Below are 14,419 nucleotides of genomic sequence, written 5' to 3'. Positions count from 1 at the left end.
CGGTAAGTTGTTGAAATTGCTCGAAAAAATAGCTTTACATAGAGATTGAACGGCCTATAATGCGCGGCAACAAATGCACTCGTAGCTCAGCTGGATAGAGTACTCGGCTACGAACCGAGCGGTCACAGGTTCGAATCCTGTCGAGTGCACCATTTAAGAGTCAGTTGCAGCAATGCAGGTGATTCGGTTACAACCAGTTGTGATCTGGTCTAAAAACACAATCTGCACTCGTAGCTCAGCTGGATAGAGTACTCGGCTACGAACCGAGCGGTCACAGGTTCGAATCCTGTCGAGTGCACCATACAAACAAAAAGCCCGCCTAGTGCGGGCTTTTTGCCGTCTGGGGTTTGTGTGGGATTTCTTCCTTTTCTCTCGCCTTCATGTGTTTTCCTCATCCGCTGCGTCGTCGCAGTTCATAGATGCGGCCGTTGCTCAGCTTTGGCTCGCAAGCGCTTGTTCTTTCCAGTTTTTTGACGTTTAAAGTGGCCGGGCGGTGTATCATTGCGCCCGTCAGCCCCGCCGGGGCTTGTGGAATACCTCCATGGACTTACCCAGTAGTTACTCAGTACCCCGTTTTACCAATCATGAATTGACTGATTGATCCTTCCGGCGTGCCCCGCTGCTGGGAGTGGAGTTCGCCTATGACCGAAGTAGAAGTAAAGAAAACACAAGAAAGCCTGCAGGATCGCCTGGCTCAAGTCATCGAGCTGCTGCAGCGTCAGCGTGTGGTCGAAGACCTTACGCACCGCCAGGATGGCCCGAATAACAACCTGGTTGAAAACCTGGTTCACCGGCAAAACCTCGTCGAGCTGCAGCGCAAGCTTGACGACCTGCACTCCGCCGACGTCGCCTATATTCTCGAAGCCTTGCCGCTGGATGATCGACTGACCCTCTGGCAGTTGGTCAAGGCCGACCGCGACGGCGACATCCTCCTCGAAGTGTCCGACTCGGTTCGTGAAACCCTGATCGCCGACATGGACGATCACGAGCTCCTGGCTGCAGCCAAGGAGATGGACGCCGACGAACTGGCCGACCTGGCCCCTGAGCTGCCTCGCGATGTTGTCCATGAGCTCATGGAAGCGTTGGATACTCAGCAGCGTGAGCGTGTGCGCTCCGCGCTGTCCTATGACGAGGACCAGGTCGGCGCCCTGATGGACTTCGAGATGGTCACCATCCGCGAAGACGTCAGCCTGGAAGTGGTGCTGCGTTACCTGCGCCGACTCAAAGAGCTGCCAGGTCACACCGACAAATTGTTCGTGGTGGATTACGAAGGCATTCTCAAGGGCGTGCTGCCGATCAAGCGCCTGCTGGTGAATGATCCGGAGAAGAAAGTTGCCGACCTGATGGCCAGCGACACCGTGAGCTTTCATCCGGACGAGGACGCTTACGACGCGGCTCAGGCATTCGAGCGTTACGACCTGATCTCGGCGCCGGTTGTCGACAAGAACGGCAAACTGATCGGTCGTCTGACCATCGATGAAATCGTCGACTTGATTCGTGAAGAAAGCGAGACCGAAGTTCTCAACATGGCGGGTCTGCGTGAAGAGGAAGATATCTTTGCCTCGGTTTGGCGCTCGCTGCATAACCGTTGGGCTTGGTTGGCCGTCAATCTGATCACCGCGTTTATCGCCTCTCGCGTGATCGGTTTGTTTGAGGGGTCCATCGAAAAACTGGTAGCCCTGGCGGCGTTGATGCCGATTGTGGCTGGTATCGGCGGAAACTCGGGTAACCAGACGATTACCATGATCGTGCGCGCCATGGCACTGGATCAGGTGAGTACCGCCAATTCATCGCGTTTGCTGCGTAAGGAGCTGGCGGTCGGACTCATCAACGGTCTTGTGTGGGGTGGGGTGATCGGTGTGGTGGCTTACTTACTGTATGGCAGTTGGTCGCTCGGAGTGGTAATGACGGCTGCGATGACCCTCAACCTGCTACTGGCTGCGCTGATGGGAGTATTGATCCCGATGACCCTGGCTCGCCTTGGGCGCGACCCTGCCATGGGTGCCAGTGTGATGATCACGGCTATGACCGACAGCGGTGGTTTCTTTATCTTCCTGGGCTTGGCAACGATCTTCCTGCTCTGATTCCATCCTGCGGGGGCAAATCTGCCCCCGCTTTGTATTCTCTTCCCAAATCCCGGGCAAAAAAAAGCCAGCACATGGCTGGCTTCGGCTTTCAGTTGCAGATCAATTGGCTTCTGCGGCCGCCTCAACGTCGTGCGCGATAAGCGAGACGAGAGCATTTTGCTGGCGGTGGGAGAGCTGACGAAAACGCTGCAGCAGTTCGCGTTCGTGCAACGACAGCTCTGGGCTGTCCAGACGCATGCTCAACTCGTCGCCCAGCGCACCTTCCTGAATGAGGCTTTGTTCCAGGCGAGCGATGATTTCGGAGTTCATGCTGCGGTGATGATTGCGAGCCACCTCGGCAATGCGTTCCCGCATTCCGTCTGGCAGACGTACGACGAACTTGTCAGCCGTACGGCTGGAATAAATTGCCTGTTTCAATGGGCGCATATATTTAACCGGTTAGTTCAGGGGAGCGGTTTTTGGAATTGGCCGCAAGATGAGTGTTAAGACAAGGCTCACGACCAAAGTTCAACCTGAATTGCAAAGAGGCCGCATCATGCCTCAGATTTGACAGTTCCTTGGCGTCAATTCTGTGACAAATATTGAACTGCCTAAAGGCTTTATGCCAGCACTCATTTACATTTTTGCGGACTGGTTGGAAAATTTTTCATCGCGCGAATCTGCAAAGGAACTTCCCGCAAGTCCAGGCCACCACAGGGTTTTAGGCCGCACATCCTATAGCAAAGTGGCCCTTTGCCCTCAGGTTTAAGACTAGTGGCAATTTGCCGATATGCGAGGGTCAGCCGACATAAGGTCGGGGGACAGGGGAGGTCGGGGGAAGGTGCTAGCGCAGGACGGGGTCGAATTTGATGCGGCGACCCACAATCAGGGTCAGCACCAAAAGGCTGGCGAACACGCCGCTGGCGATAAATGCGGTGGTTTGGCCATCTGTGGCTTCTGCGCCCAAGCCCAGGACAGCTGTCAATGCAGTCAGGCAGAGAAACAGCCAGGCGAACTTGTTCATCAATGAATTCCTCAGAAAACCCAGTGTTCAGATGCAGGTGCAGATTGGGCGCCTTGGGTCAGGCGGACCGGCGACTGCGCGTTCGGCGTCATCACCGCCAGTTGCGGGCGTTGTTGCAGGTGGTGAGGCACGGCCTGGCTGATCTGCGCGGAGTCGTTTGCGCCTGTCGACTGGAAGTGAAGCGTGACCAAAGCAGCCAGGGCTACGGTATTAAGGGCTAACAGAAGGGCACTGTTCATGATTATGTTCTCCGCTTAACGCCGTGGCTTGTGGGTTTATAGGAGAAGTATTGCAGGTGTCGTGCCAATCTAATAAATCAATAAAATCAATAGGTTGAGCGTTGCTTAACAGGCTGAAAGGTTGCAATTTGCAATGGTGGCGTTTTGGTAGAGTGCAATTTGCACGATGGCTATGAGAGCGCGTGTTTGCGAGGCCAAACCGCGATCATCCACGGCGATATCGACCTACACTCAAAAAGGCCACGGACGACATGACAAAACCCACCCTGGCCGTTAACATGCACGCCGTCCGTCGCCGCGTCGCTGGCGGGCTGGCTGTCATTTGTCCCAGTAGCTCAATTGGATAGAGCATCCCCCTCCTAAGGGGAAGGTTGGCCGTTCGAACCGGCCCTGGGACACCAGATTCAAAGCCCTGTACAGACTGTTCTGGCGGGGCTTTTTTGTGGGCGCCTTTCAAAGACGGGTCGAACCTTGCCGGTCTCAAGCGTTCACAGCACGTGTGCGTGCAATTTTCACAATCGGTGTACCTCGCATGCGCTCGGGCAGCGTCTGAGCCTTTAAGCAAAATAATCCCCGGAAACAGCGCATGTTGCCTGTCCGGACCCGGCTACCCCGGACTATCATGCCGATAGCCCTGTCTCTCACTGCAAGGAGCCGCTCGGAACGCCGATGCGCCAGATCTGGAAATCTTTTCGAGCCCTTTATTTCGCGTCCTTGATGATGCTGATTGGCTCCGGCCTGCTCAGTACCTACCTGGCCTTGCGCCTGGCGGCCGACCATGTTGACAGCCTGTGGGTCGGTGCACTGATGGCGGCCAACTATTTTGGCCTGGTGCTGGGCGGCAAGATCGGGCACCGCCTGATCGCACGGGTCGGGCATATTCGCGCTTATGCAACCTGCGCCGGGATTGTCGGCGCGGCGGTGCTGGGGCATGGCCTGATCGACTGGCTGCCGGCCTGGATCGTGCTGCGGATGATCGTGGGCCTGGGGATGATGTGCCAGTACATGGTCATCGAGAGCTGGCTCAACGAACAGGCCGACGCCAAGCAGCGCGGCGTGGTGTTCAGTGGCTATATGATCGCGTCCTACCTGGGGCTGGTTCTCGGCCAGTTGATCCTGGTCATGCACCCTCAGCTTGGCCTCGAACTGCTGATGCTGGTCGCACTGTGCTTTGCGCTGTGCCTGGTGCCGGTGGCCATGACTCGTCGTATTCACCCGGCGCCCCTGCATCCGGCGCCGATGGAGCCACGTTTCTTTATCAAGCGCGTCCCGCAGTCGTTGAGTACGGTGCTGGGGGCAGGGGTGATCGTGGGCTCATTCTACGGCCTGGCGCCGCTCTATGCCTCCCAGCAAGGGCTATCTACCGAACAGGTGGGTCTGTTCATGGGTAGCTGCATTTTTGCCGGCTTGTTGGTGCAGTGGCCGTTGGGCTGGTTGTCGGATCGTTATGACCGTGCGCTGCTGATCCGTTGTTTTGCCCTGTGCCTGGCGGTGGCTGCATTACCGTTGGCGATAATGACCCAGGTGCCGCTTGAAGTGTTGTTCGTGGCGGGCTTCCTATGTTCGTTGGTGCAGTTCTGCCTGTATCCACTGGCGGTGGCGTTCTCCAACGACCATGTGGAAGGTGACCGTCGCGTGTCACTAACGGCGATGCTGCTGGTGACCTACGGTGTCGGTGCGAGTATCGGGCCGTTGCTGGCCGGTGTGGTGATGAAGGTGTTTGGCAGTCACATGCTGTATGCGTTTTTCAGCCTGTGTGCGCTGATCCTGGTGTGGCGGATTCGGCCGAAAGCCGTGACCAACCTGCATCAGGTGGATGACGCGCCGCTGCACCACGTGGCAATGCCCGACAGCATGTCCAGCTCGCCGTTGGTAGCCTGCCTCGATCCACGGGTGGACGAGGCGGTGGTGCAGGAGCAAATGCAAACCGCCGCGCCGGAACCCGATCCGGAAACGGTCACATCGGTCGACGAGCCGCTCTTTGAGGGGCCGCCTGAGCCGCCGGGCCCGGACGAGCATCCTCATGACTTGAGCAGGGCGCGCCCCTGAATGCAAAAACGGGCAGATCCCCTCAGGATCTGCCCGTTTTTTTTGCCACGATCTTTAAGGTTAAAAATCGTCGTCTTTATCAAAGCGCCGTGCTTCGCGTTGCAGTTGGTACACAAAGCGTTCTACCTGGCGCTGCACCAGGCCACTCATATTGTGGAAGCGCACGCCGGCGAAAGTGGTGTTGATCTTCTCTTCGAAGTGCAGGTACCGCAGTTCGACCGAGGTAGTCATGCTGCCAAAGGGTAGGGCGGCGATAAAACGGTCGTAGACCTGGCCCAGCTGCAGGCGCTCGGAGATGTCTCCTTCAAAGCGCAATTTGCAGCCGGTAGCGGAAATATCCAGCAGTTTGCCGCTGATCGGGGCCTTGAGCTTCTCGCCACCCAGTTCGATGTTCACCAGTTGCGCCAGCTTCAGGGCTGCGCGAAAGGCATTGCGACGCTGGTGGTAGACTACTTCGTCGGGCAGGCTGCCGGTGTAGATGCGGTGGCCGTCTTTTTCGCTGATGCTCAGGTTGCCGTTGCTGTCCCACGCCACGCGTACGCCGTCGTGGAAACCTTCGATACGGAAGGGTTCACCGTTTTCGAGGTAGCGTTCACCGTCGCGGGGGATCATTTCATCCAGGGCCAGGGTGCCGCTGTCCCGATTGACGTCCACCAGGTAGCTCTGGAAGCGCTGGCTGCGTTCGTGGAAGGTGATGATCAGCGGGTCATGGCTATCTTGCAGCATGCGCAAGGTACTGGCGATTTCCAGAGGCGTGGTGAGGACCTTGGGTGGCTGCGGGGCATCTTCCGCATTAAGGGCGTTGAACACGGTTCTTCCATCTCCAGACAAAATACGACTACACGCAAGAGCAGGCATTCTGCCAGTATGTGGCGCGCCTTGGATAGGCCGCGCTGTAAACCGGCGTCAGGCTTGGCTGCGGGTGCTTGGCTTGACCAGGCGCGAGGTGGAGCCCTGAGCGTTGTAAAGCGCTGGAGGCTCTCCGCCGTGAAGTATACGCAACTGGTTGGCGGTCGTGGCTTGCTGAAGCTGGATCGACTGACCGTTGAGTTGGTTGGCTTCCTGGCACTGGGTGAGCAATAGGTTGAGTGCTTTGCTCTGGGCCAGTAGTTGATCGCCGACCGAGGAGTGGCTGGCCAGCTGCGCGAGGCCATCATGGTCGGCGGGCAGGCCCAGGCTGACGAGGATCTCGCTGCGTTTTTTGCCGTGCTGTTCCAGCAGGACAATCAGCGATTGCTTGCGCGCCAGAATTTCTTCCAGCAGGGGCATGTCCCGGCCGTAAAGGGCCAGGGATTCTTCCCTGAGCAGCTCGAGCAGCAATTGCGTCGGTGCTAGATCATAAATGATCAGTTGAAGCAGGGTTTCGTCGTGATGCATGGCTGGCCTTGGGGTTTAAGCGTCCAAAAGCCCGGCGCAGGCCTTTGCCTAGCGCTCGGCTTCGAAATTAAGCAGCTTGCTGGCTACACGGTTGCTGTCGACTTTATAGCTGCCATCGGCGATTGCCTGTTTCAATTCGGCCACACGGGCTTTATTGACTACCGGTTGATCGCGCAGCGAGTCAGTGACCTTCTGCAACTGTTGAGCCTCATTGCTCAGGTGTACGGATTCCCCGCTCTGGCTGGCCTGTTCTGCCTTGGCGGGCAGTGGCTGAGCCTTGGCTTCTACGCTGTCCTTGGTGCCGACAGTGCGCGTAGGTGCCGACGTTGTCGGGGTGCTATTTAAACGGCTGAAATCGATGACCATGATCAAAAAACCTCTGGGTATTTGGACGCTTGCCATGTTTTCGGCCATATCCGGACAAACTTTAGGCTCGAATGACAATAAACTGCACCGGCCGGCATCCAACCGACAGTGTAGGAAAAGCTGGCGTCTGATACCAGTGGTCTATAAAGCCACCTCCACTTGACCGGGAGCCGTGACACGCGCCTTGATCACACGGTTGGAGTTGAGATTCTTCACGCGTATCTGTTCGCTCATGCCGCCGTTGGACAAGGCTTCCCCCGGCATTTTGACCTGCAGCGCGCCACTGCTGGCGGAAATCACTACCTGGTCACCTTTGCGAATCACCTCGGCCTGCTCCAGGTGCACCAGGGTGATGACCTGATCGGTGACCACTGGTCGGGTCAGTTTCTGCCCGACGGCCTGGTCGAGGGAGGTCAAGTAGCCCTGGCTGATCATGCTGATGTCGCGTTCGCGCAGCACCACGTCCTCAAAACCGATAATGCCCGTGCGTTTAAGTGGGCGGGCAACCACCACCACATCGCGGAACAATTTGACCTGGGCGGGCACGAACACCGTCCAGGGCGAGGCGCCGTCGCAGCGCACCTTCACCGTTACGCGACCGATGGGTTGGGCGGGGCTTTCCAGGGTGGCTGTCAATTCCTTGTCGCACATGGGCATGCGCAGGCGCGGGTCCAACTGGTTGACCTGGATTTCGTAACGCCCCGGCGTCTGGGTGGTCGCCAGATAATCTTCTACAGTGAACTCAAGAAAGCCCTGGGTGACGCCGATAAGTAGATCAGGCAAGGTGACGTTATCTGCGCGGGCCGTGGCGCCCAGGCCCAAGGCAAGCAGTGCCAGCGGCGCGCAGAGCAGTCTGCAATACCGTGTCAGGTGGAGGCGTCGGGAAACTGTCGTTTTAATATCCATGACCAATAAATAGCAAAGCTCGTGCCGTTTAGTGTTGGGTGCGCGTCACTGCCCTTATAGGTATGGCCGAAGGTTTTAGCGTGGGAGTCAAGGCATGGCAGGAGTAATGGATTCAGTAAACCAGCGCACACAGCTGGTGGGGCAGAATCGCCTGGAGTTGTTGCTTTTTCGCCTGGATGGCAAGCAGCTGTATGGCATCAACGTGTTCAAGGTGCGGGAAGTGCTGCAATGCCCCAAGCTGACGATCATGCCCAAGTCCAGCCCGGTGGTGTGTGGCGTTGCCAACATCCGTGGCGCGACGATCCCGATTCTTGATCTGGCCCTGGCCACCGGTTCCGCCGGTTTGCAGGACCGCGAAAGCCCGTTCGTGATCATTACCGAGTACAACACCAAGACCCAGGGTTTCCTGGTGCGCTCGGTGGAGCGCATCGTCAACATGAACTGGGAGGAGATCCATCCGCCGCCCAAGGGCACCGGTCGTGACCACTACCTTACGGCGGTGACGCGGGTCGACAACCAGTTGGTGGAAATCATCGACGTCGAGAAAATCCTCGCCGAAGTGGCGCCTACCTCCGAATCGATCTCGGTGGGTGTGGTGGACGCCGAAACCGCGCACAAGGCAGTCTCACTGCGCGTGCTCACGGTGGACGACTCGTCCGTGGCGCGCAAGCAGGTGACCCGTTGCCTGCAAACCGTCGGCGTTGAAGTAGTGGCACTCAATGACGGGCGCCAGGCGCTGGACTACCTGCGCAAGCTGGTGGATGAAGGCAAGAAGCCGGAAGAAGAATTCTTGATGATGATTTCCGACATCGAGATGCCGGAAATGGACGGCTATACCCTCACGGCCGAGATCCGCAACGATCCACGCATGCAAAAATTGCATATCATCCTGCATACTTCGTTGTCGGGTGTATTCAACCAGGCGATGGTCAAGAAGGTCGGTGCCGATGACTTCTTGGCCAAATTCCGTCCTGATGACCTGGCATCCCGGGTTGTCGACCGGATCAAGGCAGCAGATCACAGCTAAGGTGTTTCCCTTGGCGGTCATACGATTTTAGAGGCGGTATCAGTGTCTACAGGTAATTTGGATTTTGAACAGTTCCGGGTCTTCCTGGAAAAAGCCTGTGGCATATTGCTCGGTGAAAACAAGCAGTACCTGGTATCCAGCCGTCTCAACAAACTGATGGAGCAGCAGGGCATCAAGTCGTTGGGTGAGTTGGTGCAGCGCATCCAGGGCCAGCCGCGCAGCGGGCTCAAGGAAATGGTGGTCGATGCCATGACCACCAACGAAACCCTGTGGTTCCGCGATACCTACCCGTTTGAAGTGCTCAAGAGCAAAGTGCTGCCGGAAGCCATCAAGGCCAGCCCCGGCCAGCGCCTGCGCATCTGGTCGGCCGCCTGTTCCTCGGGGCAGGAACCGTACTCGATTTCGATGTCCATCGATGAGTTCGAGCGGACCAACATGGGCCAGTTGAAGGCGGGGGCGCAAATCGTGGCCACCGACCTGTCCGGCACCATGCTCACCAACTGCAAGACCGGTGAGTACGACAGCCTGGCCTTGGGGCGTGGTTTGTCCCAGGAGCGCCTGCAGCGTTACTTCGACCCGAAAGGGGCTGGACGCTGGGCGGTCAAGGCGCCGATCAAGAACCGTGTGGAATTCCGCTCCTTCAACCTGCTCGACAGCTATGCCAGCCTGGGCAAGTTCGACATGGTGTTCTGCCGCAACGTGCTGATCTACTTCTCGGCCGAAGTGAAGAAAGACATCCTGTTGCGCATCCACGGCACGCTCAAGCGCGGTGGTTATCTGTTCCTTGGTGCTTCTGAGGCGCTGAACGGTCTGCCGGACCATTTCCAGATGGTGCAGTGCAGCCCGGGGATCATCTACCAGGCTAAATAAAGCTGCGCGGTAAAAAATGTGGGAGGGGGCTTGTTCCCGATGACGGTGTGTCAGTGATCGATGTATCAACTGAACCACTGCCATCGGGAACAAGCCCCCTCCCACATTTGTTTTGCGGCAAACCGCAGTAAAGCGGCAACCCTCATTGCCGCTTTACTGGCGCCACGCGGAAACCGCTTGCCGCTTTTCTGGCATTGCCGCCGGCAACCCCCTCCGAAACCCTTGATATACGGGCCTGCGCAAGATTGGCATGCACCTTGCTATAACCCTGTTAACGAAAAGCAGGTCAGCCCTTGAAGGTTTCCGCCATGAGCATCAGCTTCGATAAAGCGCTCGGTATCCACGAACAAGCCCTGGGCTTCCGCGCCCAGCGTGCCGAAGTCCTGGCCAACAACATTGCCAACGCCGACACCCCGAACTACAAGGCTCGGGACCTGGATTTCTCCGCCGTGCTCGCCGCACAGCAGGACAAGACCAAGAACGGCACCTTCGCCTTGAACATGACCAATAGCCGTCATATCGAAGCGCAAGGCCTGAGCAATGGTGACGAGTCGTTGCTGTATCGCACGCCGATGCAACCGTCGATCGACCAGAACACCGTCGACGCCCAACTGGAGCAATCGGCCTACGCCGAGAACTCGGTGAACTTCCAGGCCAGCTTTACCCTGCTCAACAGCAAATTCAAAGGGCTGATGTCAGCCCTGCGTGGAGAGTAAGCCATGTCCCTGTCCAGTGTTTTCAATATTGCCGGCAGTGGCATGAGCGCGCAGACCACGCGCTTGAACACCGTCGCCAGTAACATCGCCAACGCCGAGACCGTGTCTTCGAGCATTGACCAGACCTACCGCGCCCGCCACCCGGTGTTCGCCACCATGTTCCAGGCTGGCCAGAACGGCGGCAGCGATTCACTGTTCCAGGACCAGGGTGCCGCCGGCTCCGGCGTGCAGGTGCTGGGTGTGGTCGAGGATCAAAGCAACCTCGAAGCCCGCTACGAACCCAACCATCCCGCCGCGAACGAAAAGGGTTATGTCTATTACCCCAACGTCAACGTGGTCGAGGAAATGGCTGACATGATTTCCGCCAGCCGCTCGTTCCAGACCAACGCGGAAATGATGAACACCGCCAAAACCATGATGCAGAAGGTCCTGACCCTGGGTCAGTGATAAGGGGCGCCAAACAATGGCCATCGTTGATACGTCAAACAATACGCCGGTCCAGGACCTGTTCAACTCCAAGGTCAAGAACGCCCAGGACAACAGCAGCGTCAGCGACGCCGCCAACAAGGCGACGGGCAAGCAGGCGTTGGGCAAGGATGCGTTCCTGCAACTGCTGGTGACTCAGCTGAAAAACCAGAACCCGCTGTCGCCGCAAGACAACGGCGCGTTCGTGGCGCAACTGGCGCAGTTCAGCAGCCTGGAAGGCATCAACACCCTGAACGACTCGGTGAATGCGATCTCCACCAACTTCAGCTCGTCCCAGGCATTGCAGGCGTCGTCGCTGGTCGGACGCTCGATCATCATCCAGACCGACAAGGCCATGGTTGATACGAGCAAGAGCATGACCGGTTCTGTGGCGGTGACCTCGGCGGTGGGCAACGTCTCCGTCAAGATCACCGACAAAGACGGCAACGTGGTGCGCACCATCGACATGGGGGCCCAGAGCGCGGGCACCCAGAACTTCATCTGGGATGGCAAGAACGACAAGGGCGAGGTCGCTCCAGCGGGCACCTACACCTTCAACGCCACCACCAAGAACGACAAGGGTGACTCGGTTGCCCTGGCCACTTCGCTGCCAGCGACGGTAACGAGCGTGACCCTGAGCAAGACCGGCGGCGAAATGCTGCTGAACCTGGCTGGCGGCATGGGCAGCGTCAAGCTGTCGCAAATTCAGACTATCGGTACATAGAGCCGGCTAAATACGGCAGAGGGAGAGAAACATGTCTTTTAACATCGGCCTTAGCGGCCTCTATGCGGCCAACAAACAACTGGACGTGACCGGCAACAACATCGCCAACGTCGCGACCACTGGCTTCAAGTCGTCCCGTGCGGAATTCGCCGACATCTACGCGGCGTCCAAGCTGGGCACTGGCCAGAACAGCATCGGCAACGGTGTGAACCTGGCGGCCGTGTCGCAGCAGTTCACCCAAGGTGACGTCAACGGCAGCGGCGGTATCCTGGACATGGCGATCCAGGGTGGCGGCTTCTTCGTGCAAAAGGGCAGCGACGGTTCGCTGGAATACACCCGCAGCGGTGCCTTCCGTGCCGACAAAGACGGCTACATCACCAACAACACCGGCACCTCGCGCCTGCAAGGCTACGCGGCGGATGCGGATGGCAAGATCATCAAGGGCGGCCTGACCGACCTGCAACTGAACCTGTCGAACCTGCCGCCCAAGGCCTCCACCAAAGTGGACTCCACCAGTAACCTGAACTCCTCGGAGCCGGTGATCGACCAGGTGGCCAAGCCGTTCAACCCGAACGACACCAGCACCTTTACCACCCAGTACAGCACCACCTTGTACGACTCCCAGGGCAACGCGCACCCGATGGTGCAATACCTGGTGAAAACCGACGGTAACAAGTGGAATGCCTATACCTTGATCGATGGTCGCAACCCCAACGGTTCGGCGCCAACCGGCACCCCATCGACCCCACCTGTACCATCGACCTTGACCTTTGACGGCGCCGGCAAGCTGACCAGTGTGGTCACCGGTGGTGTCTCCGATAAGACCCTGACCATTACCGGTTGGGTTCCTGGCACCGTGACCAATGGTGTGTGGAAGGCCAACGGTGCCGATGCGAACCCAACAGGTATCGCCGTCAACATGGCCAACATCACCCAATACAACTCGGCCACCTACCGCAACCCACCGGTCACCGATGGCTACGCCACCGGCCAGATCACCGGGCTGAAAATCGACGGTAGCGGCGTACTGTTCGCCACGTTCAGCAACCAGCAGAGCAAGGCCATCGGCCAGATCTCCCTGGCCAGCTTCAACAACGAGCAGGGCCTGCAGCCTGCCGGCGGTACTACCTGGAAAGAAACCTTCGCTTCGGGCCAGCCGGGTTACGACACTCCGCAAGCCGGTACCCTGGGGTCGATCGTGGCCAACTCCCTGGAGAACTCAAACGTCAACCTGACCAACGAGCTGGTGGACCTGATCAAGGCCCAGAGCAACTACCAGGCGAACGCCAAGACCATCTCCACCCAGAGCACCATCATGCAGACCATCATCCAGATGACCTGATGCGGTAGCGCTGCACAAGAAGCCCTTCGTAAGAGGGGCTTTTTTGTGGGCGTAAGAAAAGTGCCGATGACATATCAGGTTACGCGCTTTGATGCTGGGGAAGGAACGCGCTTGACCTGTTCTGCCACTGATTGAACCAGAGTCTGGGTGGCTCACCAATCAAAGGGGGCGGGGGAATGTGGCATTCAGGAGTGTCCGGGCAAGGCGCTCGGCGTGTCGGGTATATGCCTGGCCAGGCAGGCGGCGATACACCTGCGGTTGCGCCGGTGGCTGACGTGTCTGCGGTGAAGCAGTTGCTCGGCGAGCTGTTCGATGCGCAACAGACCGGCAAGAATCAGGTGGTTCAGGATACGCGCGACAAGTTGAATGCGTTACGTGAGAAATTGGGGAGTGAGAAGTTCAAGGAAATCCTCAACACAATGATTGAGGCCGCTGATGCACAGTTTCGTGAGTTTCTCAGGCAGCTGTTGAAGCAGTGGTTTCCCGAAGACGAGGATTCACAGCCACCTGCGCCCCCTGTGTCGCCAGGCGGTCGTCGCGGTCCCAGCGTTCCCCGAAGTGATTTCGGGCCCTCTGAGTCCATGAGCAACAAGCCGGTTACTGAAGGGGCAAGGCACTTCAACTACAGGCCGGATAACAGCAACCCCGGAAAAAAGCCTGACAATATCTGGAGCGGATTCAGTCAGGGCCCCGATGGTAATTGCATCACGGTTTCCGCCATCAAAGCCGCCATGATGCAGTATGGCCAGAAGCCTACCGATGTCTTCAAGGACGTGAAGGAGACTGCAAACGGTTACGACGTGACAATGCGCGATGGCTTCAATCTGTCATTGACCCGGGACGAAGTGAAGCAAGCGGCCAGTCATGCACAATTGAAGGGGGATGACCCGGCAATGATGACGGACGCCAACTTCATGTATGCCGCCAGCGCCAAGCGGGCGCAGATGGAAAATAACGACGGCACGGCTGGGAGAAGTTTCCGGGCAGCGATGGATAGCCTCAATGATGGCGAGGATTCGCGTGAGGGCTTGGATCGACTGGGGTTGAAGGGGCGCTACCGGCCGGCGACCGACGCCGATTTGAGAAACAGCAAGGTGGGTACAGTGGAATACGATGGCCACTCGATGGCTGTCATCAATGGTCGGGTTGAGTTGTGGGGAAGGCGAGGCGGCGTGCCTAAATCGGGTATTGCGACAGTCTTGTTCTAGGCAGCGTACTTGCCTGCATCCAGGCAAAAAAGCCCCCGAT

16 protein-coding genes and 3 tRNA genes are annotated in these 14,419 nt (G+C 57.9%); 12 read left to right on the top strand and 7 right to left on the bottom strand.

From position 1 onward, the window contains the following. Positions 1 to 75 precede the first annotated feature (75 nt). From ACZ445_RS23315 to mgtE, 3 genes are all read left to right on the top strand, one after another. A tRNA-Arg gene (locus ACZ445_RS23315) sits at positions 76 to 152 on the top strand. Positions 153 to 224: 72 nt separating this feature from the next. Beyond that, positions 225 to 301, top strand: a tRNA-Arg gene (locus ACZ445_RS23310). 340 nt (positions 302 to 641) lie between these two features. After that, complete coding sequence (gene mgtE, locus ACZ445_RS23305) at positions 642 to 2,084, top strand: magnesium transporter (protein ID WP_058427502.1); 1,443 nt, start codon at positions 642 to 644, stop codon at positions 2,082 to 2,084. Between the two features lie 102 nt (positions 2,085 to 2,186). Here the strand turns inward: mgtE and ACZ445_RS23300 are convergent, their stop codons facing one another. The 3 genes from ACZ445_RS23300 to ACZ445_RS23290 all read right to left on the bottom strand — a co-directional run bounded on the left by ACZ445_RS23300 (position 2,187) and on the right by ACZ445_RS23290 (position 3,329). Further along, positions 2,187 to 2,513, bottom strand: coding sequence for an Arc family DNA-binding protein (locus tag ACZ445_RS23300; protein WP_003175643.1), 327 nt, complete (start codon positions 2,511 to 2,513; stop codon positions 2,187 to 2,189). A gap of 397 nt (positions 2,514 to 2,910) precedes the next feature. After that, positions 2,911 to 3,090, bottom strand: a complete 180-nt coding sequence (locus ACZ445_RS23295) for a PA3371 family protein (RefSeq protein ID WP_058427501.1) — start codon at positions 3,088 to 3,090, stop codon at positions 2,911 to 2,913. Between the two features lie 11 nt (positions 3,091 to 3,101). Continuing rightward, positions 3,102 to 3,329 carry a hypothetical protein gene (locus ACZ445_RS23290; RefSeq protein WP_058427500.1) on the bottom strand — a complete coding sequence of 76 codons (228 nt, stop codon included), beginning with the start codon at positions 3,327 to 3,329 and terminating at the stop codon, positions 3,102 to 3,104. Positions 3,330 to 3,653: 324 nt separating this feature from the next. On the opposite strand from ACZ445_RS23290, the gene ACZ445_RS23285 reads away from it, so the two are divergent. Together ACZ445_RS23285 and ACZ445_RS23280 are read left to right on the top strand one after the other, a co-directional pair. Continuing rightward, positions 3,654 to 3,730 (top strand) — tRNA-Arg (locus ACZ445_RS23285). Between the two features lie 268 nt (positions 3,731 to 3,998). After that, positions 3,999 to 5,378: an MFS transporter gene (locus ACZ445_RS23280; protein WP_058427499.1), complete on the top strand. Its 1,380-nt coding sequence runs from the start codon at positions 3,999 to 4,001 to the stop codon at positions 5,376 to 5,378. Between the two features lie 60 nt (positions 5,379 to 5,438). On the opposite strand, the gene ACZ445_RS23275 is transcribed toward ACZ445_RS23280, so the two are convergent. The 4 genes from ACZ445_RS23275 to flgA all read right to left on the bottom strand — a co-directional run bounded on the left by ACZ445_RS23275 (position 5,439) and on the right by flgA (position 8,027). After that, on the bottom strand, positions 5,439 to 6,188 hold the full coding sequence (locus ACZ445_RS23275) for a flagellar brake protein (RefSeq protein ID WP_464707623.1): 750 nt from the start codon (positions 6,186 to 6,188) through the stop codon (positions 5,439 to 5,441). A 96-nt stretch (positions 6,189 to 6,284) separates the two neighbouring features. Further along, positions 6,285 to 6,755, bottom strand: a complete 471-nt coding sequence (locus ACZ445_RS23270) for a flagella synthesis protein FlgN (protein WP_464707622.1) — start codon at positions 6,753 to 6,755, stop codon at positions 6,285 to 6,287. A gap of 48 nt (positions 6,756 to 6,803) precedes the next feature. Next, positions 6,804 to 7,121 (bottom strand): flagellar biosynthesis anti-sigma factor FlgM, encoded by a 318-nt coding sequence (gene flgM, locus ACZ445_RS23265; RefSeq protein ID WP_464707621.1) that lies wholly within the window; start codon positions 7,119 to 7,121, stop codon positions 6,804 to 6,806. Positions 7,122 to 7,262: 141 nt separating this feature from the next. After that, a complete protein-coding gene (gene flgA / locus ACZ445_RS23260; protein ID WP_058427495.1) occupies positions 7,263 to 8,027 on the bottom strand; it encodes a flagellar basal body P-ring formation chaperone FlgA in 765 nt (254 codons plus the stop codon). Between the two features lie 94 nt (positions 8,028 to 8,121). On the opposite strand from flgA, the gene ACZ445_RS23255 reads away from it, so the two are divergent. The 7 genes from ACZ445_RS23255 (at position 8,122) to ACZ445_RS23225 (ending at position 14,379) form a co-directional block, all read left to right on the top strand. Next, complete coding sequence (locus tag ACZ445_RS23255; RefSeq protein WP_058427494.1) at positions 8,122 to 9,054, top strand: chemotaxis protein CheV; 933 nt, start codon at positions 8,122 to 8,124, stop codon at positions 9,052 to 9,054. 42 nt (positions 9,055 to 9,096) lie between these two features. After that, complete coding sequence (gene cheR / locus ACZ445_RS23250) at positions 9,097 to 9,924, top strand: protein-glutamate O-methyltransferase CheR (protein WP_027607785.1); 828 nt, start codon at positions 9,097 to 9,099, stop codon at positions 9,922 to 9,924. Positions 9,925 to 10,232: 308 nt separating this feature from the next. Then, entirely contained in the window at positions 10,233 to 10,640 is a 408-nt protein-coding gene (flgB, locus tag ACZ445_RS23245) for a flagellar basal body rod protein FlgB (RefSeq protein WP_010208346.1), read from the top strand. Positions 10,641 to 10,643: 3 nt separating this feature from the next. Next, on the top strand, positions 10,644 to 11,087 hold the full coding sequence (gene flgC, locus ACZ445_RS23240) for a flagellar basal body rod protein FlgC (protein WP_058427493.1): 444 nt from the start codon (positions 10,644 to 10,646) through the stop codon (positions 11,085 to 11,087). Between the two features lie 16 nt (positions 11,088 to 11,103). After that, the gene (gene flgD / locus ACZ445_RS23235; protein WP_058427492.1) at positions 11,104 to 11,829 is read left to right on the top strand and encodes a flagellar hook assembly protein FlgD; all 726 of its coding nucleotides are present in this window, start codon (positions 11,104 to 11,106) and stop codon (positions 11,827 to 11,829) included. Between the two features lie 31 nt (positions 11,830 to 11,860). Continuing rightward, positions 11,861 to 13,171 carry a flagellar hook protein FlgE gene (gene flgE, locus ACZ445_RS23230; protein WP_058427491.1) on the top strand — a complete coding sequence of 437 codons (1,311 nt, stop codon included), beginning with the start codon at positions 11,861 to 11,863 and terminating at the stop codon, positions 13,169 to 13,171. 224 nt (positions 13,172 to 13,395) lie between these two features. After that, complete coding sequence (locus tag ACZ445_RS23225) at positions 13,396 to 14,379, top strand: hypothetical protein (RefSeq protein WP_058427490.1); 984 nt, start codon at positions 13,396 to 13,398, stop codon at positions 14,377 to 14,379. Positions 14,380 to 14,419: the final 40 nt, after the last annotated feature.

The organism is Pseudomonas allii (genome assembly GCF_055380095.1).
This window is presented reverse-complemented; position numbering and strand designations above follow the sequence as displayed.